The organism is Thauera propionica (genome assembly GCF_002245655.1).
GTDB lineage: Bacteria > Pseudomonadota > Gammaproteobacteria > Burkholderiales > Rhodocyclaceae > Thauera > Thauera propionica.
Genome location: NZ_NOIH01000015.1, coordinates 108,224 through 134,465 on the forward strand (window position 1 = coordinate 108,224; position 26,242 = coordinate 134,465).

A 26,242-nucleotide genomic window follows, 5' to 3' on the forward strand; every position below is an offset into this window, starting at 1 on the left:
TCTGCCAACTGTGACGACAGACGATGAGTGCAATCAACGCCGACCCCGCCGAACTGCAGAAATTCAGTGACCTTGCCCACCGCTGGTGGGATCCCGCATCCGAGTTCAAGCCGCTGCACGAGATCAACCCGCTCCGCCTGGGCTGGATCAATGGCAAGGCCGACCTCGCCGGCAAGACGGTGCTCGACGTCGGCTGCGGCGGCGGCATCCTGGCCGAAGGGATGGCTTCGGTCGGCGCCCGCGTGACCGGCATCGACCTGTCTGAAAAGGCGCTGAGCGTGGCGCGCCTGCATCTGTTCGAGAGCGGCCACAGCGTCGATTACCGGCTGGTGAGCGCCGAAGCCTTCGCCGAAGAAATGCCGGGCCATTTCGACGTCGTGACCTGCATGGAAATGCTCGAGCACGTCCCTGACCCCGCCAGCACGATCGCCGCCTGCGCGCGCCTGGTCAAGCCGGGCGGCCACGTCTTCTTCTCGACGATCAACCGCAACATCAAGGCTTACGTACTGGCCATCATCGGTGCCGAATACGTGCTGAACATGCTGCCCCGCGGCACACACGAGTACGCCAAGTTCCTCAAGCCCTCGGAGCTTGGCCGCCATTGCCGCAATGCCGGCCTCGACACGCACGAACTGATCGGCATGAGCTACAACCCGCTCACCAAGGTCTATTCGCTGGGCCGCGATACCGACGTGAACTACCTGCTGCACACCCGCCGCGGCTGATCCCGCCCGGGCGGCGGGCCGCGCTCAGGCGATGGCCCGCCGATGGCGCAGCGAGCTCCAGAACGCTGCGCCGATAAGCACCGCACCGACCAGGCCGGTGATGACTTCCGGGATATGCACGTGCACGCCGATGAACATCACCGCCGCCAGCGCCCCGATCGCCCAGAACGCCCCGTGCTCGAGGAAGCGGTAGGCGTTGAGCGTCTCGCGATAGACCAGCATCAGCGTGAATGAGCGCACGAACATCGCGCCCACGCCCAGGCCGATCGCGATGATCGGCAGGCTGTTCGTCAGCGCGAAAGCGCCGATGACGCCGTCGAAGCTGAACGACGCATCCAGCAGCTCGAGATACATGAAGCCGGCGAAGCCGGTCTTGGCCACGACCTTGCCGCCCTCGCCCTCTTCGCCGCCCAGGATCGCGCCCAGGCCGTCGGCGATGATGTAGGTGATCAATCCCCACACGCCGGCGACGACGAATTCGACGCGCCTGGTGTCGCTCTCCAGGTAGGCAGCACTGCTCAGGATCGCCAGCAGGGTCAGCAGGATCTGTGCAGCCTCGAGTCGTCCGAGCTTGGTCAGCGGCGCCTCCAGCACGTGCAACCAGTGCAGGTCCTTGTTGCTGTCGACGAAGAACTTCAGGAACACCATCGCGAGGAAGGCGCCGCCGAAGGCCGCAATCTCATGATGAGCGGACAGCAGGATGCGGGCGTATTCGGCTTCGTCGAACAACGCGAGATCGATGACCGCCATCGGCCCCATGTTGGCGACGACACCGACGATGGCGAGCGGGAACACGATGCGCATGCCGAACACCGCGATCAGGATGCCCCACAGCAGGAAACGCTGGCGCCACTTCTCGTCCATGTGCTTGAGCACCGTGGCATTAACCACCGCGTTGTCGAAGGACAGCGAGGTTTCGAGAATCGCAAGCACGACAACGATGAAGGCGCCGGACCACCCCGCCAGCAGGTAGCCGCCAATGACGCCGAAAATGGTCACGAGGATGGACCACTTGAAGTAGCCGAGATCTTGCATGTGCAGCCTGGAGAGGATGAAGGCGGGCAACGCGCCCGGCCCGAAGCGCGCGATTCTAGCGAAAGTCCTCGATCGGCGTCGTGTCGCGTACAGCGCCGGCTTGGCGGACCGGCCAGCCCGCCCCTTGACGGCTAGCGGCCGCCCCCGGTCGATCAGGCGTCCTGCAGGATCAGGACCAGCAGTTCCTTCGGCCCGTGCGCGCCATAGGCCAGCGTCTGCTGGATGTCCGCGGTCTTCGACGGCCCCGAGACCAGCAGCGCGTTGGTCGGCAACCCGCCCGCCCAGCCTTGCGCATGCATGGCTTCGAACAGGTTGTCGAACACCTCGCTCGCCTTCAGCAGCGCAATGTGCAGCGGCGGCACCAGGCTCATCAGGCGCGGCTCCTGAGGCGTCGGCCAGACGATGAGACTGCCGGTTGCGGCAATGCCGCCCAGCGTCCCGGTCAGGCTCGCCGGCGTATGGAAGAAGAGTTCGTCCTTCCACTCCTCGACCGGGCGGTCATAGGCCTTCAGCCGCAGCGAGCCGCCGTTCAGCGCGAGGTAGCCCGCGAACTGCTGCCCATGCGCGGTCGCCGGCGACACCAGCAATTCGCCGATGCCGCGCTCGGCCAGTGCCGCAAGCACCAGCGCAGGCCAGTCGGCGGAGGTCGTCAACCGGGTTTCGCCATGCACGGCCTCGAGCACTTCGCGCAGACGGTCGAGACGCTTGTCCGGCGCGTAACGCCAGGGCACGGTGACGAGCGCCTCATCGTAGTCGTCAGCAACTGCCGTCGTGCCCTCGAGGCTGCCGCGCAGCTTGGCGAGGATGCGTTCCTTGGCGCTCATTCATTCATCTCCCAGGTGGTCGCGCGCGAGTTCGTGCAGGCTGCGCGCGGCCGGCTTCGGCGGCGCATGGTGTTCGGTCCAGGGGCCGATGTTGGATGGCATCAGTCCTCGCAGGCGGGTGCCGGCGAAACGTGCGACACGATACAAGCCCGGCGAGGTATTCACTGCCTTCCACGCCTTCCAGATCATCCTTTCCTTCGCCGAGTACTTGGCGCCCTGCCCGCGCATGTGATGCGGCCCTTCATCGGGGGCGCGCACGGCCTCCTCGCGCAGGCGGCGCAGCAGCGCAGGAATCGGGATCTTGACCGGACACACTTCGCCGCAGGCGCCGCACATCGACGAGGCCGTCGGCAGGTCGCGCGTCTTCTCCAGGCCCAGCATGTGGGGCGTGACGATCTTGCCAATCGGGCCGGGATAGACGGTGCCATAGGCATGACCGCCAATGCGCGTATACACCGGGCAGTGGTTCATGCACGCGCCGCAGCGGATGCAGTTCAGCGTCTGGCGCAATGCGCCGTCGGCGAAAGCCTGGCTGCGACCGTTGTCGAGCAGCACCAGATGCACCTCGCGCGGGCCATCGAGCTCGTCCGCCTTGCGCGGGCTGGAAATCATGTTGACGTAGGTGGTGATCGGCTGTCCGGTCGCCGAGCGCGTCAACAGCGACAGCAGCGGAACCACATCACGCAGGTTCTCCACCACCTTCTCGATGCCGGTCACCGCGATGTGTACCGGCGGCACGGTGGTCGACATGCGGCCGTTGCCCTCATTCTCGACCAGCAGCAGCGTGCCGGTCTCGGCGATCGCAAAGTTCACGCCCGACACGCCGATGTCGGCCTCGAAGAACTTGCGCCGCAGCGTCTCGCGCCCGATCTGGATCAGCCGATCGACATCCTCGGTGTAATCGACCTCCAGCTTGTCGTGGAACAGCGAGGCCACCTGCCCGGCGTTGAGGTGAATCGCCGGCATGATGATGTGAGACGGCTTTTCCTCGCGCAGCTGCACGATGAACTCGCCCATGTCCGACTCGAGGCAATCGACGCCGCGTTCGCCGAGGAAATGGTTCATCTCCATTTCCTCGCTGACCATCGACTTGCCCTTGATGAGGTTCTTCGCCTCGTGCGCCTGGACGATCGAATGCACGATCGCGTTGGCCTCCTCGACGGTCTCGGCCCAGTGCACCTTCACGCCGTTGCGCGTCAGGTTGGCCTCGAGGCGCTCGAGCAGGTCGGGCAACTTGGACAGCGCCCGCGCACGCACGCGATTACCGAAGGCACGCAGGCGCTCCAGCTCGTCGGCGTCCGGAAACTGGGCCGTGCGCTTGGCCATCAGGAAGTCCATCGCGCCACGGAAGTTGCGGCGCAACTGGCCGTCGTCCAGCGCCTCGCGCGCGTTGCGCTTGAACTCGATCGGCACGCCGGGCAGATCGGCAAGGTTGCTCATGTCACTTCCCTCCGGTGCGGCGCAGCAGGAAGCTGGCGAGATGCTCGCCGCGCAGCGATTCGCCCTGCTTCTCGAACGCGCCGTTGATGTTCAGCAGACAGCCGCAGTCGGCACTCACCACCTCGGCTGCGCCGGAGCCCTTCAGCGCCGCGGTCTTGTCCTTGACCATCGCGCCCGAAATGTCCGGCATGCGCACGCTGAATGCGCCGCCAAAGCCGCAGCATTCGCTCTCGTGGTCGTGGTCGAGGCGCTCCACCCCCTGCAACTGCGCGAGCAGCGCGCGACCGTGGACATGGGTGTTCATCTCGCGCCGTGCCGAACAGGACGTGTGCAGCGCCACCTTCACCGGCGCCCCGGTGTCGGCGAGCTTCACCCGGCACACCTCCAGCAGGAACTCGGCCAGCTCAAAGGTACGCTCCGCCAGCGACTCGACCTGCCTCAGCGTCTCGGGCTCGTCCTTGAACAACTCGAAATAGTGGTGGCGGAACATCCCGGCACAGGAACCCGACGGCACGACCACCGGCCACTCGCCCGCGAACAGCGCCAGCTGCGCCCGCGCCACCTCGCGCGCCTCGTCGGTATAGCCCGAGGTATAGGCCGGCTGGCCGCAACAGCTCTGCGCCTGCGGGAAATGTACCTTGATGCCTTCACGCTCGAGGAGGCGGATCGCGTCCATGCCTGCATCGGGAAAGAACAGATCGAGCACGCAGGTCCCGAACAGGAAGACATCGCTCGGCTTGGCGGGATAGCTGCGCGGTGCCTGCAGCGGTGGCGCCACGCGAGTGGCGTTCGGTGCGGCAGCGGGTTGATGACTCATGCGGAGTGCCTCCGTGGATGACTTTTCGATTGTGCAGCAGCCGCAGCGTGCGCGCGACTGCCGGAAACGCTAATACCCATGATGATGCCGGCCCGGCGCTCAGCCCGCGACCAGCGGGTCCGACACGCCCAGTACGTAGAGGGCGATCATCGCGACGATGCCGGTCATCAGCACGTAATACACCGTCGGCCAGAAGGTCTTGCGCAGGATCGCGCCTTCGCGCCCCAGCAGGCCGACGGTGGCCGATGCCGCCACGACGTTGTGGATCGCGACCATGTTGCCCGCTGCCGCGCCAATGGCCTGGACCGCCACGATCAGTGCGCCGGAGATGCCGAGTGTGCTCGCCACACCGAACTGGAACTGGCTCAGCATCATGTTGCTGACCGTGTTCGAGCCGGCAATGAAGGCACCCAACGCGCCGACCGAGGGCGCCAGCAGCGGATAGACGGTACCGACGCTGTCGGCCACCCACTGCGCCATCGCGATCGGCATGCTCGGCAGGCCGGCGGCATTGACGCCCGAGTTGATCAGGATGCGCACCATCGGCACGGTAAACAGCAGCACGAAGCCGGCCCCCAGCAGCACACGCGAGGACTCGCCCACCGCCTTGACCAGCGAGCGCGCGTGCATGCGGTGCAGGAACACGGTGATGAGCACCACCGCAACCAGGATGCCGCCCGGCAGGTAGAGCGGCTGGAAGTTCGCGCTCACCCCCTTCTCGCCCAGCATGTTCGGGAAGTTGACGACGACCGCCTTCAGCGCGTTGCCGACCTCGGGGAACACACGGCTCATCACCAGCAGCGCACCGACCAGCACGTAGGGCAACCATGCGCGCAGCACGCCGATCGGCTGGTGGTGCGGCAACTGGTCGAGCTTCATCTCGACGCTGCCCATCCATTCGCTCGGCCAGTCCTTCGGCTCGGCAAAGTCCCAGCGCTTCTTCGGCACCAGAAAGCCGACCCGCGCCGCCGAGGTGACGATCGCCAGGCCAACCAGGCCACCCAGCAGCGAAGGGAACTCGGGGCCGAGGAAGACCCCGGTGAAGGCATAAGGCACGGTGAAAGCCAGGCCGGCGAACAACGCGAAGGGCAGCACCTCCAGCCCCGCCTTCCAGCTCTTCTCACGACCGAAGAATCGGGTCAGCATCATCGCCATGATCAAGGGCATCACCGTGCCGACGAGCGCATGGATGATCGCGACGTTGCCGGTGATCTGCTGCAGGAAGAGCTCCCAGCTCGAACCACGCTCGACAAGCTGGGCGCCGATCGCGGCAGTATCCAGGCCGCTGTTGACGCCGATGATGATCGGCGTGCCCACCGCCCCGAAGGACACGGGCGTGCTCTGTACCAGCATGCCGAGCAGCACCGCGGCCAGCGCCGGAAAGCCGATCGCCACCAGGAGCGGCGCAGCAATCGCCGCCGGCGTGCCGAAGCCCGAGGCGCCCTCGATGAAGCAGCCGAACAGCCACGCGATGATGATGGCCTGGATGCGGCGGTCGGGGCTGATGGTGGCGAAGCCGGCGCGGATCGCCGTGATCCCGCCCGAGTATTTCAGCGTGTTCAGCAGCAGGATGGCGCCGAAGATGATCCACAGCACCCCGATCGTGATCACCAGACCCTGCAGGGTCGAGGCGAGTACGCGGTTGAAGCTCATCTCCCAGGCATAGAGGCCGATACCCGCCGTCAGCAGATAGACAACAGGCATCGCCCGCTTGGCCGGCCAGCGCAGGCCGACCAGCAGCACCGCGGCGAGCAGGATGGGAGAGAAGGCGAGCAGAGCGAGCGTTCCGGATTGCATCGAGTTTCGCCCTTTTCAGACACGCGTGGCGCGCGTAAAGAGATGCCCGCGCATCCCGTGAAGACCCAAGTTCATCGACCTACTCCCTCGAAGGTATCCGGTACAAATTTTCTGCAATTGGTCTTACCACTTGACCAGCAGTTGCGTTAGAGTAGGTGACGGAATTCAAGGAGTCAATCAAGGCAATCAGTAAATTGCATGCCAAGATAAGGTTGATTCCCGGCCAAGCCCCTTGGCACGGCCTTTTGCGGGAAGGCATTGCCGTGACAATGGTCCCGACGAACTACATGTCTGCCTCGCACACAGCCACCGAGAGCCGATCGCGCCGAACTGAAAGGAATACCCGAATGAACGCACCACCGGTGCAACAGCGCCGACTGTCGGACGACATCGTCGACCGCATCGAAACCCTGATCCTCGAAGGCGCGCTGAAGCCCGGCGAAAAACTGCCGGCCGAGCGCGCGCTGGCCGAGGAGTTCGGCGTGTCGCGCCCCTCGCTGCGGGAGGCCTTGCAGAAGCTGGCCGCGCGTGGACTGCTGGTGAGCCGTCAGGGCGGCGGCACTTTCATCAGCGCGGAGATAGGCTCATCCTTCCGTGACCCACTGCTCGCCCTGCTGGAGAACAATCCCGAAACCCAGCGCGACCTGCTGGAGTTCCGCCATACGCTGGAAGGCTCGTGCGCCTACTACGCCGCGCTGCGCGCGACCGCGCCCGATCGCGAGCGCCTCACAGCGGCCTTCGACCGCGTCGTGGACTGCCATGCACGTCCGCCGGGCAAGGTCACGCGCGCAGAGGAAGGCGCGGCCGACGCACACTTCCACCTCGCCATCGCCGAAGCCAGCCACAACGCCGTGCTGCTGCACACCATCCGCAGCCTGTTCCAGTTGCTCGAACGCAGCGTGGTGACAAACATCGGCGGCATGTATCCGCAAGGCAGCGACGTGCGCGACGCGCTGATGGACCAGCACCGGGAACTCTACCGGGCGATCATGGACGGCCGCGCCGACGATGCGCGCGCGCTGTCGAGCCGGCACCTGCTCTACGTGCAGGACGTGCTGGCCGAAGCACGGAACGCGGTTCGCCGGACGGAACGCGCCAGCCGCCGGCGGATGCAGGCCTGAACGCCAAGACGGCGGCAGTGCAGCGGAAACTCGACCCGCTTGCCTACCCGGGCCGAAACGCCCGGACAGAAGCAGGTACCAGCCCGGGGCAGTTCAGTCCCGGACTGCGGCGCGCAAGGCGGCGAGCGCCTTCTGCCCCGCGCGGCCATCTGGCTCGAGGCCTAGCTCGGCCTGCACGGCCTTGAGCGCCTCGCGCGTGCGGCTGCCGATCATGCCGTCCGCTTCGCCGATGTCGTGGCCGCGCGCAATCAGCAGCGTCTGCAGTTCGCGCCGCTCGGCGCGCGACAGGCCCGGGTCGTCCGTCGGCCAAGCGGTCGTGAAAGCCGCGCCGCCGCGCAGCCGGTCCGACAGATGGGCGATCGCCAGCGCGTAGCTTTCGGCCGCGTTGTAGGAATACAGCGCATCGAAGTTGCGCGTGACGAGGAAGGCCGGCCCATCCGCCCCCGCCGGCAGCAACAGGCCGGCCGGCGTCTGTCCCGGCGGCAGTGCGCCACCATCGATACGCTTCACGCCGCGCGCGGCCCACTGCTGCATCGGCTGCTTGTTGCGTCGGCCCGCCTCCGAAGTATCGAAACCCGCCGGCAAGGCGACCTCGAAGCCCCAGGGCAACGCGCTGTTCCAACCCGCGCGTTTCAGGAAATTCGCGGTGGAAGCCAGCGCGTCCGGCACGCTGTCGACCAGGTCGCGACGGCCATCGCCGTCGAAATCCACCGCCAGGCGCATGAAGGTCGAGGGCATGAACTGCGTATGGCCGAAGGCGCCGGCCCACGAGCCGGTGAGGCGCTCGGGGGCGACGTGACCTTCCTGGATGATCTTCAGCGTGGTGAAGAACTCGCCGCGGAAGAAGGGTTGGCGCCGCCCGAAGCAGGACAGCGTCGACAGCGAGGTCAGCAGCGGACGCGAGCCGAAGTTGCGCCCGAAGTTGCTCTCCACGCCCCACACCGCAACCACCGTCGCCGGGTCGACGTCGTATTCGGCTGCAACCTGCGCCAGCACGTCCTTCCATTGCGCCAGCATGGCCTGTCCGTCCGCGACACGCTCGGCGTCGACCAGGCCGGCCATGTAGTCCCAGATCGGGGTGACAAACTCGGGCTGGGCGTCGAGAAAACCGACGACCGCCATGTCGGGCGCCAGCGCGGTGGTGTGCTGATCGAAGGTCGCCATCGTAACGCCCTTCGACGCGGCTTCGGCGCGCAGGTCGCGCAGACAGCTGGCGAAAGCCACTTCGGAAGCCAGCGACGGCGAGGCGAAGACAGACAGGCCGGACAGCGCGCTTGCCAGCAGCACGGCCTGCGAGCGCTTGCGGATTGAGGTCGCCGCCACGGACGCGCGGACGGCGGCTTGCGAAGGGGAAGAATGTGGTGTCGTGTTCATGGGCTGAATTCTAATCGCGGCAGTCTCGGTGCTCGCGCTCCGGCACATTTCGAAACGACCTCCGCCGCGTGGCCACGCTGCCGCCGGCTGGCCGGCGTTATCGGAATCGCGCTTCAGTCGCGCAGAACCGGTACGGCCGTGCCCGGCGCATCCCACACGCCTCGTTCAACGACCCGCCCCGCTTCCGCCACCAGCCAGCTCTGCCCGCCGTAATGCGGTAGCGGGCGCTGGAGCGCAGCGAGTTCAGCGACGTCCCGCGCCGATACGACGGCCAGCGTCGTCCCCGCATCGGTACGCAACGTCCATACCTGCGCACCGCCGCGCAGACCAAGCGTCGGCGGACGCGGCGGCAGGCCGGCGCCGGCCAGCGTGGCATCGACGGCCGCATGCGTGCCGACGAGCAGCGTCCCGTCCGCGGGCGCCTTCAATGCGTCACGCCCGACGAGCCGCGCCGGACGCTCGAACAGTCGCGCGGCCAGCGTCTGGCCTGTATCGCGCACCGCCACGTCGGCGTCATTCGCAATCACCACCCGCGGCGTCGGCGCCAGCATCCACTGCCTGAGGATGGGCGGCAGCTGTGCCGCATCGGGCAGACGCCACACCCGCAGCTCGGGATCGAGCCGCAGCGCCTGCGGCACGCGCGCCACCGTCAGTTCGATGGTTTCCTGCGCACGGGATGAGCTGATCCAGCGCGTTTCGACGCCTTGCTCGGTCTCGAGCCGGACCGGCACGTTCAGCACGTGCTGCGGCCCGGACTGACGTACGCTGAGTTGCAGCTTTCCCTGTCCACCGTCCGCGACGAATCGCGCCTGCTCGATCGTCACCGCCGCGCCGCCGGGCACCGTCAGCCACTGGCGGAAGAAGTCGTCCAGCGCACGGCCCGAAGCCTTCTCGAACGCCGCCTGCAACTGCGCCCAGCCGGCGATGCGAAAGCGGTTCTGCGCCCAGAACAGGCGGATACCCTCGTCGAAGGCCTCGGCGCCGATCAGGTCGCGCAGCATCACGAACACCATCGACGCCTTGCCGTAACCCACGGCCGCGGCCGCGCCATGGGTGCGCGAGCGGAAGCTCGCCAGCGGCTGGTGCGCATCCGCCGGCAGCGCGGCAAAATCGCGCAGCCAGCCCAGCCGCATCTCGCGCGCCGCCGCGTCAGACTGCGCTTCCTTATAGGCGTAGTCGGCCATGAAGGTCGTCAGCCCCTCGGACCAGTTGCCGCGCGCGTAGTCGACCAGCACCCCGTTGCCCCACCAGTTGTGCAGCACCTCGTGGCCGAGCGAGGTGGCGCGGATGAAGGGCAGGCGTAGCACCTGCTCACCAAGGTAGGTCAGCGTGGGCATGCCGAAGCCCGTGGGCAGCGGGCTGGCGACCACCGAGAACTCGGTGAAGGGATAGGCGCCGATGCGCTCGCTGTAGTGCGCGATGTAGCGGGCACTGTCGCGCAGGTAGGCGTCCGCCAGGTCCGGCTCGGCGTCCAGCGCGGGCGGGAAATAGGTGCGCAGGCGCAGCGGCTCGGCGCCTTCGCGCGGCACGACCTGTTCCCGCACGACCCACGGCCCCGCCATCAGGTCGATACCGTCTGCGGCGTGGGCGAATTCGAAACGCGCGCGGTAGACGCCCTCGCCCTGTCCGTTCCCCGGCGGGAACGTCTCCTCGACCAAGCGGCCGGGCACGACAACGCGCTGTCCGCCGGGCACACGGACATCGATGCGGTAGGCGAAGGTCTCGGCCGGTCGCGGGTACCACGCGCCGCCCGCGGGCAGGTAGCTGCCCGCCTCCGCGGCCATCGGCGGCAGGCCCTGCAGCACCTCGCGATGGTCGAGCCGCGCATCCAGCGCCGGCAGGGTGCCGCCATAGCGCAGGCGCAGCGTGCCACCGGCCGGCAGCCGGATGCGCCACGCCTTCAGGGCATCGCGCGCACCAACGCCGGCCCGCTCGACGCGCATCGGCTTGCCGTCGACCTCGGCGGACACGATGCTCAGGCTCGAATGCAGCACGAAGTGGAAGTCGCGCTCGGTCGGGCGCAGTTCCGCATCGACCTGCAGGCTGCGCCGCGCCGGATCAAGGTCGACTTCGAGCGATATCGGCCATGTGTCGGCAAGCGCCGGGCGCAACACGCCCAGCAGAAGGACCGCGGCGATGAGGCCGCGGGAGAAGCCACGGAGGACGTCACGCACGACAGCGCCCTCTACTCACTTGCGCGCCGGAAAGCGCACGACGAAGTCCAGCGTCTCCTTTTCGCGCCTGAGCTTCAGCGGCAGCCAGGTACCCGGCGGTTGTTCCCGCACCAGCGCCGCGAGCGCACCCGAACGCTTGAGCGGCGCCCCGGCCGCGTCGACGATGATGTCGCCGGCACGCAGGCCGGTATGCGCGGCAAGGCTGCCGGCGGTGACCTCGACGATGCGCACGCCGTCGCGATGGTCCTCCATGCTGATGCCCAGCCTGGGCGGCGGGGCTGGCGAGCGCACCGGCTCCGGCACCGCGAACACCGCATCGGCCAGTCCGGCGACGACCTCCGCGCAAGGGGTCGATGCAGCCAGCGGCAGCAGCTGTCCGACCTCGGTCGTACCCAGCGCCTTGAGCTGATGCGCGACACCGTGGCCGAAGCGCACGTGACCGCTGCCCATGATGCCGACCGCCAGCGGCGCACGCCCCTCCCCGCCCGCTGCCTTGTCGCGTGCCGACACCAGCGCCTCCGCCATCGCACGGTCCCAGGCCAGTTGCGATTCGACGAAGTTGCGGAAGGCGGGCTCCTCGCGCGACGCCTCCTTGTCGCCACGGCCGCGCATGCGCGCATGCTCGCGGTGGATGCCGAACAGGAAATCGACGTAGGCCGGCGGCGGCTCGGCGGCCCGGCCCACGCCCTCGCGCTCGCCCTCTGGCACCGCGTCCCAGCCGCGGGTGGCGATGCTGCGTGTCAGGCCCTGCTCGACATTGAGCGCCACCATCGGCACGCGGTTGAGGCGCGCGAAGTGGAACAGCGGCAGGTACAGCTCGGCAGGCATGCTCCACACCTTGTCCCACTCGGCCTGTTCCAGGAACTGGCGCTCGGACAATTCGCCCGCCACCCAGCGGTCCAGCGCCGGCTGCACGCGGCGCGGGAACATCTCGAAGCCGATCACCATGTCAGGGCGTTGCGCGTGCAGCGCCGCAAGCATCTGCAACTGCCAGCGGTGATGGTCGGCGTCGTCGTGCTGTTCGCCGAGCAGCACGACCTCGCGCTGCGCCATCGACGCCACCAGCGGCGCAACTGCCGCACCGGCCCGCACGCCGTCGGCGTCGATCGCGGTCCAGGTGCCGGGCTGCAGGCAGGTCGCGCCGTCATCCGCCGCAAAGACCGTGGCCGCAGGCAGCGCCACGGCCACGAGCGCAGGAAACAGGAGGCGGGAAAGAAGCAAGCGGGCGGCGTTCATGACCAGCGTCTCGACGGGGCAATGAGTGCGTAGAGCACGGCCGCTGCGGCGAGTTCCGGCACGGGTCGCGCCGCAGCCGGCCGCGCGTCGCGTGCCAGCGCCGTCAGCGCGACGGATCGAAGTGGTCAACCCGGTCGGTGATCAGGCCTTGCACCCCGATCCCGAGCAGGCGCTCGGCCTCGGCATCGTCGTTGACCGTGTAGGTGAGGAGCGCAAGCCGCTCGGAGCGTAACCAAGCCTCGAAGCGCGTCGTAATGAGTCCGTGGTACGCGACGATGGCAACGCAGCCGAGTCCCAACGCAATGTCGACGCAATCGGGTTCGAGCCGCTCGATGAGCAGCGCCCGCGGCAGCGTTGGCGCGCCTTCACACGCTCCGCGCAAGGCTTCGGTGCGAAAGGAGCTCAACAGCGGTGGCAGTCGGCCCCGCCAGTCGCGCAGCAAGGTCCGGGCGACGACGCGGCCGGTCTCGAATTCGGTACCCGGCGTCGGCTTGAGTTCGACGTTCAGCGCGCAATCCTGCGTCTCGCAGAAAGACCGCACCGCTTCGAGGCTCGCCAGCGGCTCGCCGCGGAAAGCCGGCGAATGCCAGCTGCCGGCATCGAGCCGCGACAGCGTCGCCCAGTCCAGGCCGGTCACGAAGCCCTTGCCGTCCGTGGTCCGATCCAGCGCATCGTCGTGCAGCAGGAAGGGCACGCCATCGGCGCTCAGGCGGACATCGCATTCGAACATGCGATAGCCGTGGGCGTGACCGAGACGAAAAGCCGCCAGTGTATTCTCCGGCGCAAGCTGGCCCGCACCGCGGTGGGCGACCCAGCGCGGGTAAGGCCAATTGGCCGCGTCGATCGGCAATTGCGTCATTTCGGTTTCAAGACCGGAGGAAAGCCCTGCGCCCTCAATTGCCCTCGCCCGTTGCGTCCGCTGGCTTGCGGGTGCGCCGGCGGGCGGCAGGCTTGCGCGGTTTGGCCGCCTCCGCTTCGGCAGTCGGCGCCTCGGGGGCCGGGGCCGGCGGTTCGACCGGCACCGGCTCGACCGTAGCCTGGGCGGCAGCCTTGCCGCCACGCTGGCTGGCGCGCGCACGTCCGCTGGACGGCTTGCGCGCGCGGCTTGCCGGCTTGGCTTCGGTCGCCACCGGCTCGCTGACCGTCGGCTCCGACGCCTTCGACGCGACGGCCTCGATCTCGGCCGGCGCCGAAGCGGCACTGGGCTCCGGTGTCGTGGCCGGCTCGGTCACCGGCCGCAGTTCCTCAGCCACAGCCTCGGCCGCGCCCCTGCCCTTGCGCCCGCCTGCCGATCGTCCGCGCCCGGCCTTGCGCGCACCTGCGCCACGGCTCACGTCGGCCGGCTCGGCGGCCTGCCCCTCCGCCTCGGGCGCCACCGCTACCCTCGCTATGGCTTCGGCCGGCGCCTCGCTCAGCGCCAGCTCGGCCGAGGGCCGATAGACATAGGTGCCCGACTTCTCGTCGCGCCCCACGGTCAGCAGGCCGCGAGACTGCGCCTCGTCGAGCAGGTTGCCGAAGGCGCGGAAGCCGAAGTAGCTCTCGTTGAAATCCGGCTTGCGGCGCTTGATCGCCTCCTTGAGCATCGAGGCCCAGATCTTGCCGCTGTCGCCACGCTCGGCCATCAATGCATCGAAGGTCTCGACCGCAATCTCGATGGCCTTGCCGCGACGTGCCTCGAGCTCCTCCTTGCGTCGCTTCTCCTCTTCCGGCGAACGCTTCGTCGTGGGTTGCGCGTCACGCGTGTCGCGGCGGGCCGTGCGCTGGCTGTCGCGCACCAGGTCGTCATAGAAGATGAACTCGTCGCAGTTGGCGATGAGGAGGTCCGAGGTCGATTGCTTCACGCCGACGCCGATCACCTGCTTGGCGTTCTCGCGCAGCTTGGACACTAGCGGCGAGAAGTCGGAATCACCGCTGATGATGACGAAGGTGTCGACATGCGACTTCGTGTAGCAAAGGTCCAGCGCATCTACGACGAGGCGGATGTCGGCCGAATTCTTGCCCGACTGGCGCACGTGGGGAATCTCGATCAGCTCGAAGTTGGCCTCGTGCATGGACGCCTTGAAGCTCTTGTAGCGGTCCCAGTCGCAATACGCCTTCTTGACCACGATGCTGCCCTTGAGCAAGAGGCGCTCAAGCACGCGCTTGATGTCGAACTTCTCGTAGTTGGCGTCACGCACGCCGAGCGCCACGTTCTCGAAGTCGCAAAAGAGCGCCATGCTGATGCTGTCGGCGGAGGACGCCATGTTTTTCTCCCTGGATATTGGACGCGATGTTACGGCGTGTCGCCGACCCGCGCCACCCGCAGGCCGGGCACGCAACGCCGGCTTTACCTGCCCGGGATGCTGACTATCATCATATTTCCCCCCACAACAACGAGAGACCGACCATGAACCTGCCCCGCCTCCTTGCCACCTGTGCCCTGCTGACCCTGGCAACGGCCAGCCATGCGGCCGAACGCGCCACCGCCTCCATCATCGACCGCCAGGGCCAGACGGTTGGCACGGCGACCCTCGTCGAAGGCCCGCAGGGCGTGATGATCCACCTGACGGCGAAGGGCCTTCCGCCCGGGCCCAAGGCGATCCACATCCACAGCGTCGGCACCTGCGAGGACCCGGACAAGGGCTTCGTCGCCTCGAAGGGTCACCTCAACCCGGATGGCCGCAAGCACGGCCTGATGAACCCGGAAGGGCCGGATGCGGGCGATCTGCCCAACCTCTTCGTGCATGCGGACGGCAGCGTCGAGGCCGAGCTGTACACGCCGCTCGCCAGCCTCGACGGCCGCGGCGGACGCGCGAAGATTCTGGACGAGGATGGCGCGGCGCTGGTGATCCACGAGAACCGCGACGACCACGCCACGCAGCCGATCGGCGGCGCCGGCGCGCGCGTCTTCTGCGGCGTGATCAAGGGCGACTGAGGCGATGCTGGTCAGGCGCGTGTTGCTCTCACTGCTGCTGACGGCGCCGCTCACCGCGCTGCCGTCGGCGCAGCGCGCGCCGCTTCCGACCGGTCAGGGCCAGCCCGTGCAGCTAGCCCCCGACGGCATCGGTCCGGTGACGCTGGGGCGCGACGTGCATGAAGCGGCACGCATCGCGGCAACACTGGATCCTGCGGCGGCAGCCGTGGGGCCGGGCTGCGACGCGCGTATCCAGTTCGGCCTGCAGGTCGACCTGCCGCGCGACCTGGCCGGCGCACGGGTCGACGTGATGGCGATGGCCGGTGCCGATGGCCGCATCGAGGAGATCGTGCTCCAGCCCGTTCAGGGCAGGCTGCGCACGTCGAGCGGCGCAGCCTGCCGCGATGCCGCCGAAGCCTTCGCCGGGCAGTTGATCGGTACCCTCGCGGCGTTCAGCGCCGAACCGATGCGGGCGGGCCCGATGACCGACGAGCACTCACTGCGATTCGCGGGCGGCGCCCGCGTGTCCGCGCGCTGGTTCCGCGGCGGTGGCGACTGCGACGTCGCCCTGCATTTCGGCGCGCCGAACGGCTGAGGCGCGCTGCAGCAGACCGGTGTAGAGCTGCGCCATGCGTTGTGCCATCGCGGTGTCCGACCATTGCTGCGCGTATTTCCGCGCTTCGGCGCCCAGGGCGCGCAGGCGCGGCTCGTCCGCCACCAGGCTGGCCAGTTCGGCGCCGAACAGCCCAGGGTCGGCGGGCGGCGACACGCTACCGCGTCCGGGCTGGAGAATGTCGATGGTGCCCATCTCCGCCAGCGCCAGGACCGGCACGCCCGCCGCCATCGCCTCGAGCAGGACCAGCCCCTGGGTCTCGGTGCGGGACGCGAAGACGAAGACGTCGGCCGCCGCGTAGCACGACGGCAAGGCCTCACCACGGTCGAGATAGCCGATGAAACGCACCGCGGCGTCCAGCCCCTCGCGACGCACGCGGCGGCGCAGATCCTCCAGCGCCGGCCCCTCGCCCGCAATCAGCAACAGCAGATCGGGACGCGTGCACAAGGCGTGGCGCAGTGCATCGAGCAGGAAACCGATGTTCTTCTCGTGCGCGACGCGACCGACGAAGAGCGCCACCGGCTGATCCGCGGCGATGTCGTGCTCCATGCGAAAGCGCGCGCGATCGCCGCCGCCGAGCGCAGCCAGCGGAATCCCGGTGGGCAGCACGTGCATCGGGGCCTCGACGCCGTAGCCGGCGAGACGCTCGCGCATCGCCGTGGACGGCACCACCACCGCGTCGAGCGCATTGCACTGGCGCCGCGACCAGGCGCGTGCCTGGCCTCTGAGCCAGCCCGCAGGCAGGAACGGGGCGTAGTGCTGCAGGTATTCCTCGAACAGCGTGTGGTAGGTCGCCAGCACCGGGCGACCGAGCCTGCGCGCGGCCGCGAGCCCGGCGTAGTGGGCAACGAAGGGCGTCTGGACGTGGATGAGGTCGCAGTCGCGCGCTGCATCCAGCACCGCCGCATGCATCGCCCGCCAGCCTACCAGCCTGTCCTCGCGGTCGCCTGGCACCGGCCAGCCACGCACGCGGGTCACGCCGTCCTCCGCCGCGTCCTCGCCGTATCCCGGCACCACCAGACGCACTTCGACGCCGAACGCTGCCAGCGTGCGGCGAAAGGTTTCGATGGAAGTCGAGACCCCATTCACGCGGGGGAAATACACATCGGAAACCATCAGCACACGCATCGGCGCCACTCCTTGGTCGGTTGGGCGGCACGTCGTGCAAGGAAGACCGCTCGCCCGGCTGGCAGTCGCGGCCCACGCCGTGCCTGCCTGGACGGTACAGCCTAGGTGACGCACATGAAGCCCGCGTGACGACGTCCGGTGGCGCGCCACAACGCCTCCACCTGCGGTTTCACACAGCGATCACATTCGTGCAAACGAACGGCAACACGGGCCGTTCAGGATTCGAATGAAAACCGACTCCATTCGAATCCGCGATGACCCCACCCACCCTTGATGCCCGCGAACGTCAGATCCTCGAGCAGGTCCTGCGCTGCGGCTTCGCCGGCATCGACGATCTGGCGCAGCGCTTTGACGTCACCCCGCAGACGATCCGGCGCAGCGTCAACCGCCTGTGCGAACAGGGCCTGCTGCGGCGCGTCCATGGCGGCGTCGACTCGCCCCGCCATGGCAACCTGCCCTACCCGCGCCGCCAGATCCTCAACCTCGACGCCAAGCGCCGCATCGCTAATGCGGTGGCGGCCTTCATTCCCGATGGCGCCAGCGTATCGATCGGCATCGGTACCACGCCGGCCCAGGTCGCGGTGGCGCTGCGCGCCCACAGCCGGCTGCGGGTGATCACCAACAGCCTCAACGTCGCCACCGCGCTCGGTGGCAGCCCGGGCATCGAGGTGACGATCGCCGGCGGCCCCTTGCGCCCGACCGACCTCGACGTCGTCGGCAGCGGCGCGGTGAGCTGCTTCTCGGCCTTCAAGACCGACTTCGCGGTGTTCGGCGTCGGCGGCATCGACCGCGACGGCACACTGCTCGACTTCGATGTCGCCGAAGTCGCCACCCGCCAGGCCATGGCGGACAACTGCCGCACCAGCCTGCTAGTGGCCGACGCGAGCAAGTTCGGCCGCCCCGCGATTGCCCGCGGCGGCCGGCTCGGCGACGCCGACCACCTATTCATCGACGGACCGGTCCCGACCGACTACCTCGGCGCACTCGATGCCGACCGACCCCGCGTGCAGGTCGCAGCCAGTGCCGAAACACCCGCCCGTCAAACCGGAGAAACCTGCTCATGAGCGACGTTCATCTGAACGCGGTCGTCAAGAACTGGGGCACGACGCGCGCTGTCGATCGCGTCAGCCTGCACGTCAATTCGGGCGAACTCGTCGCCCTGCTCGGGCCTTCGGGCTGCGGCAAGTCGACGACGCTGCGCCTGATCGCCGGCCTCGAGGGCGCGGACGAAGGCGAGATCCACATCGGCGGACGCGACGTCACCCGCCTGCCGCCGGCCCAGCGCGGTGTCGCCATGGTGTTCCAGTCCTACGCGCTGTTCCCGCATCTCACGGTCGCCGAGAACATCGTGTTCGGGCTGCAGGTCCGGCGCGTGCCGGTGGCCGAGCGCAAGCGCCGGCTCGACGCCGCCGCCGAGCTGCTGGGCCTGGGCGCGCTGCTCGACCGCCGTCCGGCACAGCTGTCGGGCGGCCAGCGGCAGCGCGTGGCGCTCGGGCGCGCGATCGTCGCCGAGGCGGCGGTGTGCCTGATGGACGAGCCGCTGTCCAACCTCGACGCCCAGCTCCGCCAGCAGATGCGACAGGAGATCCGCGCGCTGCAGCAGCACCTGGGCATGACCCTGATCTACGTCACGCACGACCAGACCGAAGCCATGACCATGGCCGACAAGGTCGTGCTGATGCGCGCCGGCCGCATCGAGCAGCATGGCAGCCCGGCCGAACTCTACGAGCGCCCGGCCAGCACCTTCGTCGCCGGCTTCATCGGCTGCCCGGCGATGAACCTGCTGCCCGGCAGCGCCGCGCGCGCCGGCGATCCGGCGGACTCGATCCTGATCGGCGTGCGCCCCGAGCACATCGCCGTATGCGAACCCGGACGCGGACTGCCTGCGCAGCTCGAAACCATCGAATACCTCGGCGCCGAATCCATGCTGATCTGCCGCCACGACGACGCGCACCGCATCACCGTGCGCATGCCCGGCCGCGTCACCGCTGGCATCGGCGAACGCGTCGGCCTCGTCTGGCCGGCCGACGCCGAGCACCGCTTTGCCCGCGAACACGGGCACCGCGTGGCAAGCACATGAACGCGCGCGCACTTCCTCCCGACTTCCCCTCCCGTTCCATCCACCAGGAGCTTCCCCGCATGAGAAAGCTGTTCTCCGGACTCAACCAGATCGCTGCCGGCCTCGGCATCGCCCTCAGTGTCGCGGCCGCGCCGGCCATAGCGACCGATCTCACCTTCTTCTACCCGGTCGCTGTCGGCGGGCCGGTGACGAAGATCGTCGACGACATGGCTGCCGCGTTCGAGAAGGAGCACCCCGGCATCCGTATCAAGCCGGTGTATTCCGGCAGCTACCAGGACACCATCACCAAGGTGCTGACCGCCAACAAGGGCGGCGATGCACCCCATGTGTCGGTGCTGCTGTCGACCGACATGTACACCCTGATCGACGAAGACGCCATCGTGCCCTTCGACGAACTCGCCCGCAGCGACGAGGACCGCGCCTGGATGCAGGGCTTCTTCCCCGGCTTCATGAAGAACAGCCAGACCGGCGGCAAGACCTGGGGCATTCCCTTCCAGCGCTCCACCGTTGTGATGTACTGGAACAAGGACCTGTTCAAGGCCGCCGGCCTCGATCCGGAGCGTCCGCCCCAGAACTGGCAGGAACTCGTCGACTACGGCCGGAAGCTGACCCAGCGCGACGCCAGCGGCAAGGTCACCACCTGGGGCGTGCAGGTGCCGTCCTCCGGCTTCCCCTACTGGCTGTTCCAGACCTTCACCACGCAGGCCGGCGTCGAGCTGATGAACGCCGCGGGCACCCAGACCTACTTCGACAAGCCCGAGGTGATCGAAGCGCTGCAGTACTGGGTCGACCTGTCGCGCAAGCACGGCGTGCATCCGCAGGGCGTGGTCGAGTGGGGCACGACGCCGAAGGACTTCTTCGAGCGCAAGGCGGCAATCATCTACACCACCACCGGCAACCTCACCAACATCCGCAACAACGCCGGCTTCGACTTCGGCGTCGCGATGCTGCCCGCCGGCAAGCAGCGCGGCACGCCCACCGGCGGCGGCAACTTCCATATTTTCAAGCGCGCCACGGCCGAGGAACGCGAAGCCGCGATGAAGTTCGTCAAGTGGATGACCGCGCCGCAGCGCGCCGCCGAATGGGCGATTGCCACCGGCTACGTGGCGGTGTCGCCAGCGGCCTGGGAAACCGAGACGATGAAGAAGTACGTGGCGGACTTCCCCGCGCCCACCGTCGCGCGCGACCAGCTGCAGTACGCGGTGGCGGAGCTGTCGACGCACGAGAACCAGCGTGTGACGAAGGCGCTCAACGACGGCCTGCAGGCCGCGCTGACCGGCACCAAGACCCCGGCCCAGGCCATGCAGGACGCACAGCGCGAAGCCGAGCGCATCCTGCGCGCCTACCGCTGACGCGAACCCGCCCGCGGAGCCTGCAAGCATGACTGCACACCCCCTCGGCAACGGCGGTCGCCTGGCCGCGATACACGGCTGGCTGCTGCTGTTGCCGGCGGCGGTGCTGCTCGCCGCCTTCACCCACTACCCGGCCGTCGCCACCTTCTGGCACAGCCTGTTCACCACCCCGCGCGGCAACCGTCCGGCGCGCTTCATCGGCGCCGACCACTACCGCGACATGCTGGCCGATCCGATCTTCTGGACCGCGCTGCAGAACAACCTGGTGTTCGCCGCCGGCACCATCCTGCCCTCGATCGCGCTCGCCATGGCGATGGCGCTGTGGGTCAACGCCCGCATCGCCGGCCGCGGCCTGCTGCGCCTGGCCTATTTCACCCCCACGGTGCTGCCGATGATCGCCGTCGCCAACATCTGGCTGTTCTTCTACACCCCCGACTACGGTCTGTTCGATCAGGTGCGCGGCCTGTTCGGCCTGCCGGCGGTCAACTGGCTCGGCAGTGGCGACACCGCGCTGGGCGCGGTCATCGTGGTCACGGTGTGGAAGGAAGCCGGCTTCTTCATGATCTTCTACCTCGCCGCCTTGCAGCAGATCCCGCCCGAACTGGGCGAGGCCGCGCAGCTCGAAGGCGCCAGCCGCTGGCAGCGCTTCTGGCGCGTGACCTTTCCGCTGCTGATGCCGACCACGCTGTTCGTGCTGATCAACGCCACCATCAACGCCTTCCGCCTCGTCGACCATCTGTTCGTGATGACGCGCGGCGGCCCGGACAACGCCACGTCGCTGCTGCTCTATTACATCTACGAGGTCGGCTTCAAGTTCTGGGACCAGGGCTATGCCGCGGCGCTGACGATGGTGTTGCTGTCGCTGCTCGCGACGGTAGCGCTGCTCAAGTTCTTCTGGCTGGAACGCAAGGTGCACTACCAATGAGCGAATCCGTCCAACTCACCCGCGCCCTCGTGCGCCCCATCGCCTCGCCGGCCCCATCGGGCCTGCTTGCCGACGGCCGCATCGACCGCCTGCTGAACACCACCGGCGCCTGGGCACTGGGCATCCTGTGGCTGGCCCCCCTGCTGTACGCCGTGTGGACGGCCTTCCATCCCAGCGCCTACTCGACGCGCTTCGACCTCTTCGCGCCGCTGACGCTGGAGAACTTCCGCGCCGCCTGGGCAGCTGCGCCCTTTCCGCGCTACTTCCTCAACACCAGCATCCTGGTCGCCACCATCCTCGCCGGCCAGCTGGTGCTGGGCACGCTGGCCGCCTATGCCTTCGCCCGCTTCAGCTTCCCCGGGCGCGACATCGCCTTCGCCCTGGTGCTGATCCAGCTCATGATCATGCCCGACGTGCTGGTGGTGGAGAACTACCGCAGCATCCACGCGCTCGGCCTGGTCGACACGATCCCGGCGATGGCGCTGCCCTACATGGCCTCGGCCTTCGGCATCTTCCTGCTGCGCCAGACCTTCAAGACGATCCCGCGCGAACTGGAAGAAGCCGCGCGCATAGAGGGCTGCGGCACGCTCGGCATCCTGTGGCGGGTGTATGTGCCGCTGGCCAAACCCACCTACCTCGCCTACGCGCTGGTGTCGGTGAGCCATCACTGGAACAATTTCCTGTGGCCGCTGATCGTCACCAACACCGTCGAGACGCGCCCGCTCACGGTCGGCCTGGCTGTCTTCGCCGGCACCGACCAGGGCATCGACTGGGCGATCATCACCGCCGCCACGCTGCTGGCATCCGGCCCGCTGCTCATCGCCTTCCTGCTGTTCCAGCGCCAGTTCGTGCAGAGCTTCCTGCGCGCCGGCATCCGCTGACTCGCCGCACCCGACCAAGCCCTCCATGCCCAGCCCCGAAACCCCTTCCGCCTCGATCGCGCTCTTCGACCTCGACCACACCCTGCTCGCCGGCGACTCCAACGCGCTCTGGCTGGGCTTCCTCGCGGAACGCGGCCTGATCGACGGCGCCGCGGTCATGGCCCGCCAGGCGCACTACCTGGCCGACTACGCGGCAGGACGGCTCGACATCCTCACCTACCTCGAATTCCAGCTCGAGCCGCTCGCCGGCCGCACGCTCGAATCGCTGCACCCGCTGCGCGAGGCCTTCGCCGCCACCCAGCTCGCGCCGCGCATCGCACCGGGTGCCGCCCCCCTGATCGCGCACCACCGTGCGCAAGGGCAGCGCTGCGCCATCGTCTCGGCCACCCATCGCTTCCTCGCCGAACCGAGCGCCCGCCTGCTCGGCATCGACAACCTGATCTGTACCGAAGCCGAAGTGGTCGACGGCTGCTTCACCGGCCGGATCAGCGGCGAACCCTGCTTTCGCGAGCGCAAGATCGGACACGTGCACCGCTGGCTGGCGACACTCGGCCTCGATCCCGCAAACACGCTTTCGCACGCCGGGTTCTACTCCGACTCCGCCAACGACCTGCCCCTGCTCGAGGCCGTGGGCTGTCCGGTGGCGGTGGATGCCGATGCGAGACTGACCGATGTCGCACGCGAACGCGGCTGGCCGCAGCTCTCTCTCGGCGGCGAGGCGGCGTCAACCCCCTCCTCGTTCGCGGCGTCCGCCAACCGGGCCGGCGGCAGCGCCCCGCCTCGTAGGACGGCGCCGGCCATCAGCCGTTGATTGGATCAGGCCAGCGCCAGCATCCTGCGCAGGGAACCCAACAGCACATCCGCCTCCCGATGACCGTCGCGTGAGGCACGCATCGCCATATGCCACCGGGCACTCAGGAACAGGAGTTCGCCGCGGCTCTCGGCCGACTCGATCTCGCGCGCAAGGGTCTTCCCAAGCAGGCCGAGGTGGCGCATCGCGCTGTCGCACATCAGCGCGCGGGCATGCTGCAGCACCGACGGATCAACCACCGGCGCGGCGTCGGGCTTGCTGACCTGAGGTGGCGCCGAAGGGTTCATGATCAGGCCGGCGGCCTCGAGTTCGGCGAGTTGCGCGGCGACCGCATCCGCGCCAAGCAGGTTCGCGAGTTGCGCCGCATCGCGCTCGCCATCGATCAGGATCAGCAGGCGGCGCAGGTTCGCAGGCAGGCGCAGGCTGCGTGCGGCAACTTCACGCACGCCGGCCTCGGTCTTGACATAGGTAACCCGCAGCGCTGACATGCCCCGACTCCCAATGAATGCACAAACGGCGGGGAGCCTAGGCGGCCAAGGTTACGGGCGTTTTGCGCTGCAGTTGGCGGGGCGTGAGAGCCCCTCGGATTTCACGCATTCGGCGCGCATTCCGCCCCGAATACGGCTTCTGCGTCGCACAATTCTGTTCTTTGAACGGTTCCCGCCTCGTGCGGCCTCTCTCCATGAACATGGCAGCCCCTTCCTTCCTGCAGCGCATCGCGCGCGCAAGCCTCATCGCCCAGATCGCAGCGAGCCTGGTGCTCGGCATCCTTCTCGCCGTCGTCGCCCCGGCCGCCGCGGCCTCTGTCGGTCTGCTCGGCGACATTTTCGTCTCGGCGCTAAAGGCGGTCGCGCCGGTGCTCGTCTTCGTGCTCGTGATGTCGGCCATCGCCAGCCATCGCCACGGCCAGCCCACGCACATCCGCCCGGTACTGATGCTCTACCTGCTGGGCACGCTCGGCGCGGCGCTGGTGGCGGTGGTCGCCAGCTTCGCCTTTCCGACCACACTGATCCTCGATGCGCCGCAGGCCACGGGCACGCCGCCGGGTGGTATCGTCGGCGTACTCAGGAACCTGCTGCTGAGCGCAGTCGCCAATCCGGTCAAAGCGCTGATGGAGGCCAACTACATCGGCATCCTCGCCTGGGCCACCGCGCTTGGCATCGGTCTGCGCCACGCCACCGAGAGCACGCGGACGCTGCTCGTCGATGTCGCCGACGCGGTGTCCGGCATCGTGCGCATGGTCATCCGCCTGGCACCACTGGGCATCTTCGGCCTGGTTGCGAGCACGCTGGCCGACACCGGCCTGGGCGCCCTGCTTGACTACGGCCGCCTGCTGCTGCTGATCGTCGGCTGCATGCTGTTCGTGGCGCTGGTGCTGAACCCGCTGATCGTGTTCTGGAAAATCCGCCGCAATCCCTACCCGCTGGTGTTCACCTGCCTGCGCGAGAGCGCGACCACCGCCTTCTTCACCCGCAGCTCGGCCGCCAACATCCCGATCAACCTCGATCTGTGCCGTCGCCTCGACCTGCACGAGGACACCTACTCGATCTCGATCCCGCTCGGCGCCACCATCAACATGGCCGGCGCAGCCATCACGATCACGGTGATGACGCTCGCCGCCGCGCACACGCTGGGCATCCAGGTCGACCTGCCCACCGCCCTGCTGTTGAGCGTGGTGTCCTCGCTGGCGGCCTGCGGCGTGTCGGGCGTGGCGGGCGGTTCGCTGCTGCTGATCCCGATGGCCTGCGCGCTGTTCGGCATCAACGGCGACGTGGCGATGCAGGTCGTGGCGATTGGCTTCATCATCAGCGTGGTGCAGGATTCGGTCGAGACCGCGCTCAATTCCTCCACCGACGTGCTCTTCACTGCGGCCGCATGCACGGCGCCGGCGCTGAAGGGCGCGCCCGAAACCGCCTGAGACCTCAAGATGCAGCACTTCGCCAGTGACAACTACGCCGGCATCTGCCCCGAAGCGCTCGCCGCGCTGCAGGCGGCAAACGCCGGCCATGCTCCCGCCTATGGCGAGGACGAATGGACGCAGCGCGTGTCGGACCGGCTGCGCGACCTGTTCGAGACCGACTGCGACGTCTATTTCGTCTTCAACGGCACCGCAGCCAACTCGTTGGCGCTGGCATCGCTGTGCCAGAGCTACCAGAGCGTGATCTGCCACGAGATCGCCCACGTCGATACCGACGAGTGCGGCGCGCCCGAGTTCTTCTCAAACGGTTCGAAACTGCTGCCGGCACGCGGCGACAACGGCAAGCTCACGGTCGATGCGGTGCGCGAGCTGATCACGCGGCGCGACGACATCCACTATCCGCGCCCGCGCGCCCTCACGCTGACGCAGGCCACCGAAGTCGGCACGCTGTACCGCCCGGACGAGATCGCCGCGCTCGCCGACCTGGCACATCGCCACGGGCTGCACATGCACATGGACGGCGCACGCTTCGCCAACGCCACCGCATCCCTGGGCCTTGCGCCGGCGGAATTCACCTGGCGCGCCGGCGTCGACGTGCTGTGCTTCGGCGGCACCAAGATGGGCCTGCCGGTGGGTGAAGCCGTGGTGTTCTTCGACCGCAAGCTGTCGGAGGACTTCGCCTGGCGCTGCAAGCAGGCGGGCCAGCTCGCGTCCAAGATGCGCTTCCTGTCGGCGCCCTGGCTCGGCATGCTGGAGGACGGCGCCTGGCTGCGCCACGCTGCCCATGCCAACGCAATGGCGCAGCGCCTCGCTGCCGGCCTGCAAGGCATTTCCGGCATCCGCCTGCTGTTCGAGGTGCAGGCCAACGGCGTCTTCTGCAGCCTGCCGGCGCCGGTGATGACCGGCCTGCGCGAACGTGGCTGGCGCTTCTACACCTTCATCGGCACCGACGGCGCCCGCTTCATGTGCGGCTGGGACACCCTGCCCGAGAGCGTCGACGCCCTGCTCGCGGACATCCGGGCGCTGGCGCGCTGAGCCCGTACCCGGCTCCACGCAAGGGGGTACGCCCCTCCCCGCTGCGATGCGACCCGGCCTGCA

General features: G+C 68.3%; 24 protein-coding genes. 12 read left to right on the plus strand and 12 right to left on the minus strand.

Annotated features, from left to right (window positions below):
- Positions 1-23: 23 nt before the first annotated feature.
- The gene (gene ubiG, locus CGK74_RS13375) at positions 24-725 is read left to right on the plus strand and encodes a bifunctional 2-polyprenyl-6-hydroxyphenol methylase/3-demethylubiquinol 3-O-methyltransferase UbiG (protein WP_094268946.1); all 702 of its coding nucleotides are present in this window, start codon (positions 24-26) and stop codon (positions 723-725) included.
- A gap of 24 nt (positions 726-749) precedes the next feature.
- Here the strand turns inward: ubiG and CGK74_RS13380 are convergent, their stop codons facing one another.
- From CGK74_RS13380 to CGK74_RS13400, 5 genes are all read right to left on the minus strand, one after another.
- Positions 750-1,760, minus strand: coding sequence for a DUF475 domain-containing protein (locus tag CGK74_RS13380; RefSeq protein WP_094268947.1), 1,011 nt, complete (start codon positions 1,758-1,760; stop codon positions 750-752).
- Positions 1,761-1,912: 152 nt separating this feature from the next.
- Positions 1,913-2,584, minus strand: a complete 672-nt coding sequence (locus CGK74_RS13385) for a LutC/YkgG family protein (RefSeq protein ID WP_094268948.1) — start codon at positions 2,582-2,584, stop codon at positions 1,913-1,915.
- Positions 2,585-4,024, minus strand: coding sequence for a LutB/LldF family L-lactate oxidation iron-sulfur protein (locus CGK74_RS13390; RefSeq protein ID WP_094268949.1), 1,440 nt, complete (start codon positions 4,022-4,024; stop codon positions 2,585-2,587).
- Between the two features lies 1 nt (position 4,025).
- Positions 4,026-4,841 carry a (Fe-S)-binding protein gene (locus CGK74_RS13395; protein ID WP_094268950.1) on the minus strand — a complete coding sequence of 272 codons (816 nt, stop codon included), beginning with the start codon at positions 4,839-4,841 and terminating at the stop codon, positions 4,026-4,028.
- Positions 4,842-4,940: 99 nt separating this feature from the next.
- Complete coding sequence (locus tag CGK74_RS13400) at positions 4,941-6,638, minus strand: L-lactate permease (RefSeq protein WP_094268951.1); 1,698 nt, start codon at positions 6,636-6,638, stop codon at positions 4,941-4,943.
- A gap of 347 nt (positions 6,639-6,985) precedes the next feature.
- Here CGK74_RS13400 and CGK74_RS13405 point away from each other — a divergent pair, with 347 nt between their 5' ends.
- On the plus strand, positions 6,986-7,759 hold the full coding sequence (locus CGK74_RS13405) for a GntR family transcriptional regulator (RefSeq protein WP_094268952.1): 774 nt from the start codon (positions 6,986-6,988) through the stop codon (positions 7,757-7,759).
- Positions 7,760-7,852: 93 nt separating this feature from the next.
- Here the strand turns inward: CGK74_RS13405 and CGK74_RS13410 are convergent, their stop codons facing one another.
- The 5 genes from CGK74_RS13410 to CGK74_RS13430 form a co-directional block, all read right to left on the minus strand.
- Positions 7,853-9,133, minus strand: a complete 1,281-nt coding sequence (locus CGK74_RS13410) for a lytic murein transglycosylase (protein WP_094268953.1) — start codon at positions 9,131-9,133, stop codon at positions 7,853-7,855.
- Between the two features lie 113 nt (positions 9,134-9,246).
- On the minus strand, positions 9,247-11,307 hold the full coding sequence (locus CGK74_RS13415) for a M1 family metallopeptidase (RefSeq protein WP_094268954.1): 2,061 nt from the start codon (positions 11,305-11,307) through the stop codon (positions 9,247-9,249).
- A gap of 15 nt (positions 11,308-11,322) precedes the next feature.
- Entirely contained in the window at positions 11,323-12,543 is a 1,221-nt protein-coding gene (locus CGK74_RS13420; RefSeq protein WP_094268955.1) for a ChaN family lipoprotein, read from the minus strand.
- A gap of 103 nt (positions 12,544-12,646) precedes the next feature.
- The gene (ugpQ, locus tag CGK74_RS13425) at positions 12,647-13,402 is read right to left on the minus strand and encodes a glycerophosphodiester phosphodiesterase (protein ID WP_094268956.1); all 756 of its coding nucleotides are present in this window, start codon (positions 13,400-13,402) and stop codon (positions 12,647-12,649) included.
- 34 nt (positions 13,403-13,436) lie between these two features.
- A complete protein-coding gene (locus CGK74_RS13430) occupies positions 13,437-14,786 on the minus strand; it encodes an NYN domain-containing protein (protein WP_094268957.1) in 1,350 nt (449 codons plus the stop codon).
- 143 nt (positions 14,787-14,929) lie between these two features.
- Here CGK74_RS13430 and CGK74_RS13435 point away from each other — a divergent pair, with 143 nt between their 5' ends.
- Together CGK74_RS13435 and CGK74_RS13440 are read left to right on the plus strand one after the other, a co-directional pair.
- Positions 14,930-15,457 (plus strand): superoxide dismutase family protein, encoded by a 528-nt coding sequence (locus CGK74_RS13435; protein ID WP_094268958.1) that lies wholly within the window; start codon positions 14,930-14,932, stop codon positions 15,455-15,457.
- Between the two features lie 19 nt (positions 15,458-15,476).
- Positions 15,477-16,031: a hypothetical protein gene (locus CGK74_RS13440; RefSeq protein WP_133091859.1), complete on the plus strand. Its 555-nt coding sequence runs from the start codon at positions 15,477-15,479 to the stop codon at positions 16,029-16,031.
- Here the strand turns inward: CGK74_RS13440 and CGK74_RS13445 are convergent.
- Complete coding sequence (locus CGK74_RS13445; protein ID WP_094269133.1) at positions 15,933-17,177, minus strand: glycosyltransferase; 1,245 nt, start codon at positions 17,175-17,177, stop codon at positions 15,933-15,935. The genes CGK74_RS13440 and CGK74_RS13445 overlap by 99 nt on opposite strands.
- 254 nt (positions 17,178-17,431) lie before the next feature.
- Between CGK74_RS13445 and CGK74_RS13450 the strand changes: the two genes are divergently transcribed.
- From CGK74_RS13450 to CGK74_RS13475, 6 genes are read left to right on the plus strand one after another with little or no spacing between them, the layout of a single operon-like run.
- Positions 17,432-18,241: a DeoR/GlpR family DNA-binding transcription regulator gene (locus tag CGK74_RS13450; protein ID WP_094268960.1), complete on the plus strand. Its 810-nt coding sequence runs from the start codon at positions 17,432-17,434 to the stop codon at positions 18,239-18,241.
- Positions 18,238-19,257 (plus strand): ABC transporter ATP-binding protein, encoded by a 1,020-nt coding sequence (locus CGK74_RS13455; RefSeq protein WP_094268961.1) that lies wholly within the window; start codon positions 18,238-18,240, stop codon positions 19,255-19,257. Before CGK74_RS13450 ends, CGK74_RS13455 begins: the two co-directional genes overlap by 4 nt.
- Before the next feature lie 59 nt (positions 19,258-19,316).
- Positions 19,317-20,609 carry an ABC transporter substrate-binding protein gene (locus tag CGK74_RS13460; protein ID WP_094268962.1) on the plus strand — a complete coding sequence of 431 codons (1,293 nt, stop codon included), beginning with the start codon at positions 19,317-19,319 and terminating at the stop codon, positions 20,607-20,609.
- A 28-nt stretch (positions 20,610-20,637) separates the two neighbouring features.
- Positions 20,638-21,534 (plus strand): carbohydrate ABC transporter permease, encoded by an 897-nt coding sequence (locus tag CGK74_RS13465; protein ID WP_094268963.1) that lies wholly within the window; start codon positions 20,638-20,640, stop codon positions 21,532-21,534.
- Positions 21,531-22,415, plus strand: coding sequence for a carbohydrate ABC transporter permease (locus CGK74_RS13470; protein WP_206186251.1), 885 nt, complete (start codon positions 21,531-21,533; stop codon positions 22,413-22,415). Before CGK74_RS13465 ends, CGK74_RS13470 begins: the two co-directional genes overlap by 4 nt.
- Before the next feature lie 25 nt (positions 22,416-22,440).
- The gene (locus CGK74_RS13475; protein ID WP_094268964.1) at positions 22,441-23,226 is read left to right on the plus strand and encodes an HAD family hydrolase; all 786 of its coding nucleotides are present in this window, start codon (positions 22,441-22,443) and stop codon (positions 23,224-23,226) included.
- A 5-nt stretch (positions 23,227-23,231) separates the two neighbouring features.
- On the opposite strand, the gene CGK74_RS13480 is transcribed toward CGK74_RS13475, so the two are convergent.
- Positions 23,232-23,714: a hypothetical protein gene (locus CGK74_RS13480; RefSeq protein ID WP_094268965.1), complete on the minus strand. Its 483-nt coding sequence runs from the start codon at positions 23,712-23,714 to the stop codon at positions 23,232-23,234.
- A gap of 194 nt (positions 23,715-23,908) precedes the next feature.
- Between CGK74_RS13480 and sstT the strand changes: the two genes are divergently transcribed.
- Together sstT and CGK74_RS13490 are read left to right on the plus strand one after the other, a co-directional pair.
- Entirely contained in the window at positions 23,909-25,144 is a 1,236-nt protein-coding gene (sstT, locus tag CGK74_RS13485) for a serine/threonine transporter SstT (protein WP_094268966.1), read from the plus strand.
- 9 nt (positions 25,145-25,153) lie between these two features.
- Positions 25,154-26,179, plus strand: coding sequence for a threonine aldolase family protein (locus CGK74_RS13490; protein ID WP_094268967.1), 1,026 nt, complete (start codon positions 25,154-25,156; stop codon positions 26,177-26,179).
- Positions 26,180-26,242 lie beyond the last annotated feature (63 nt).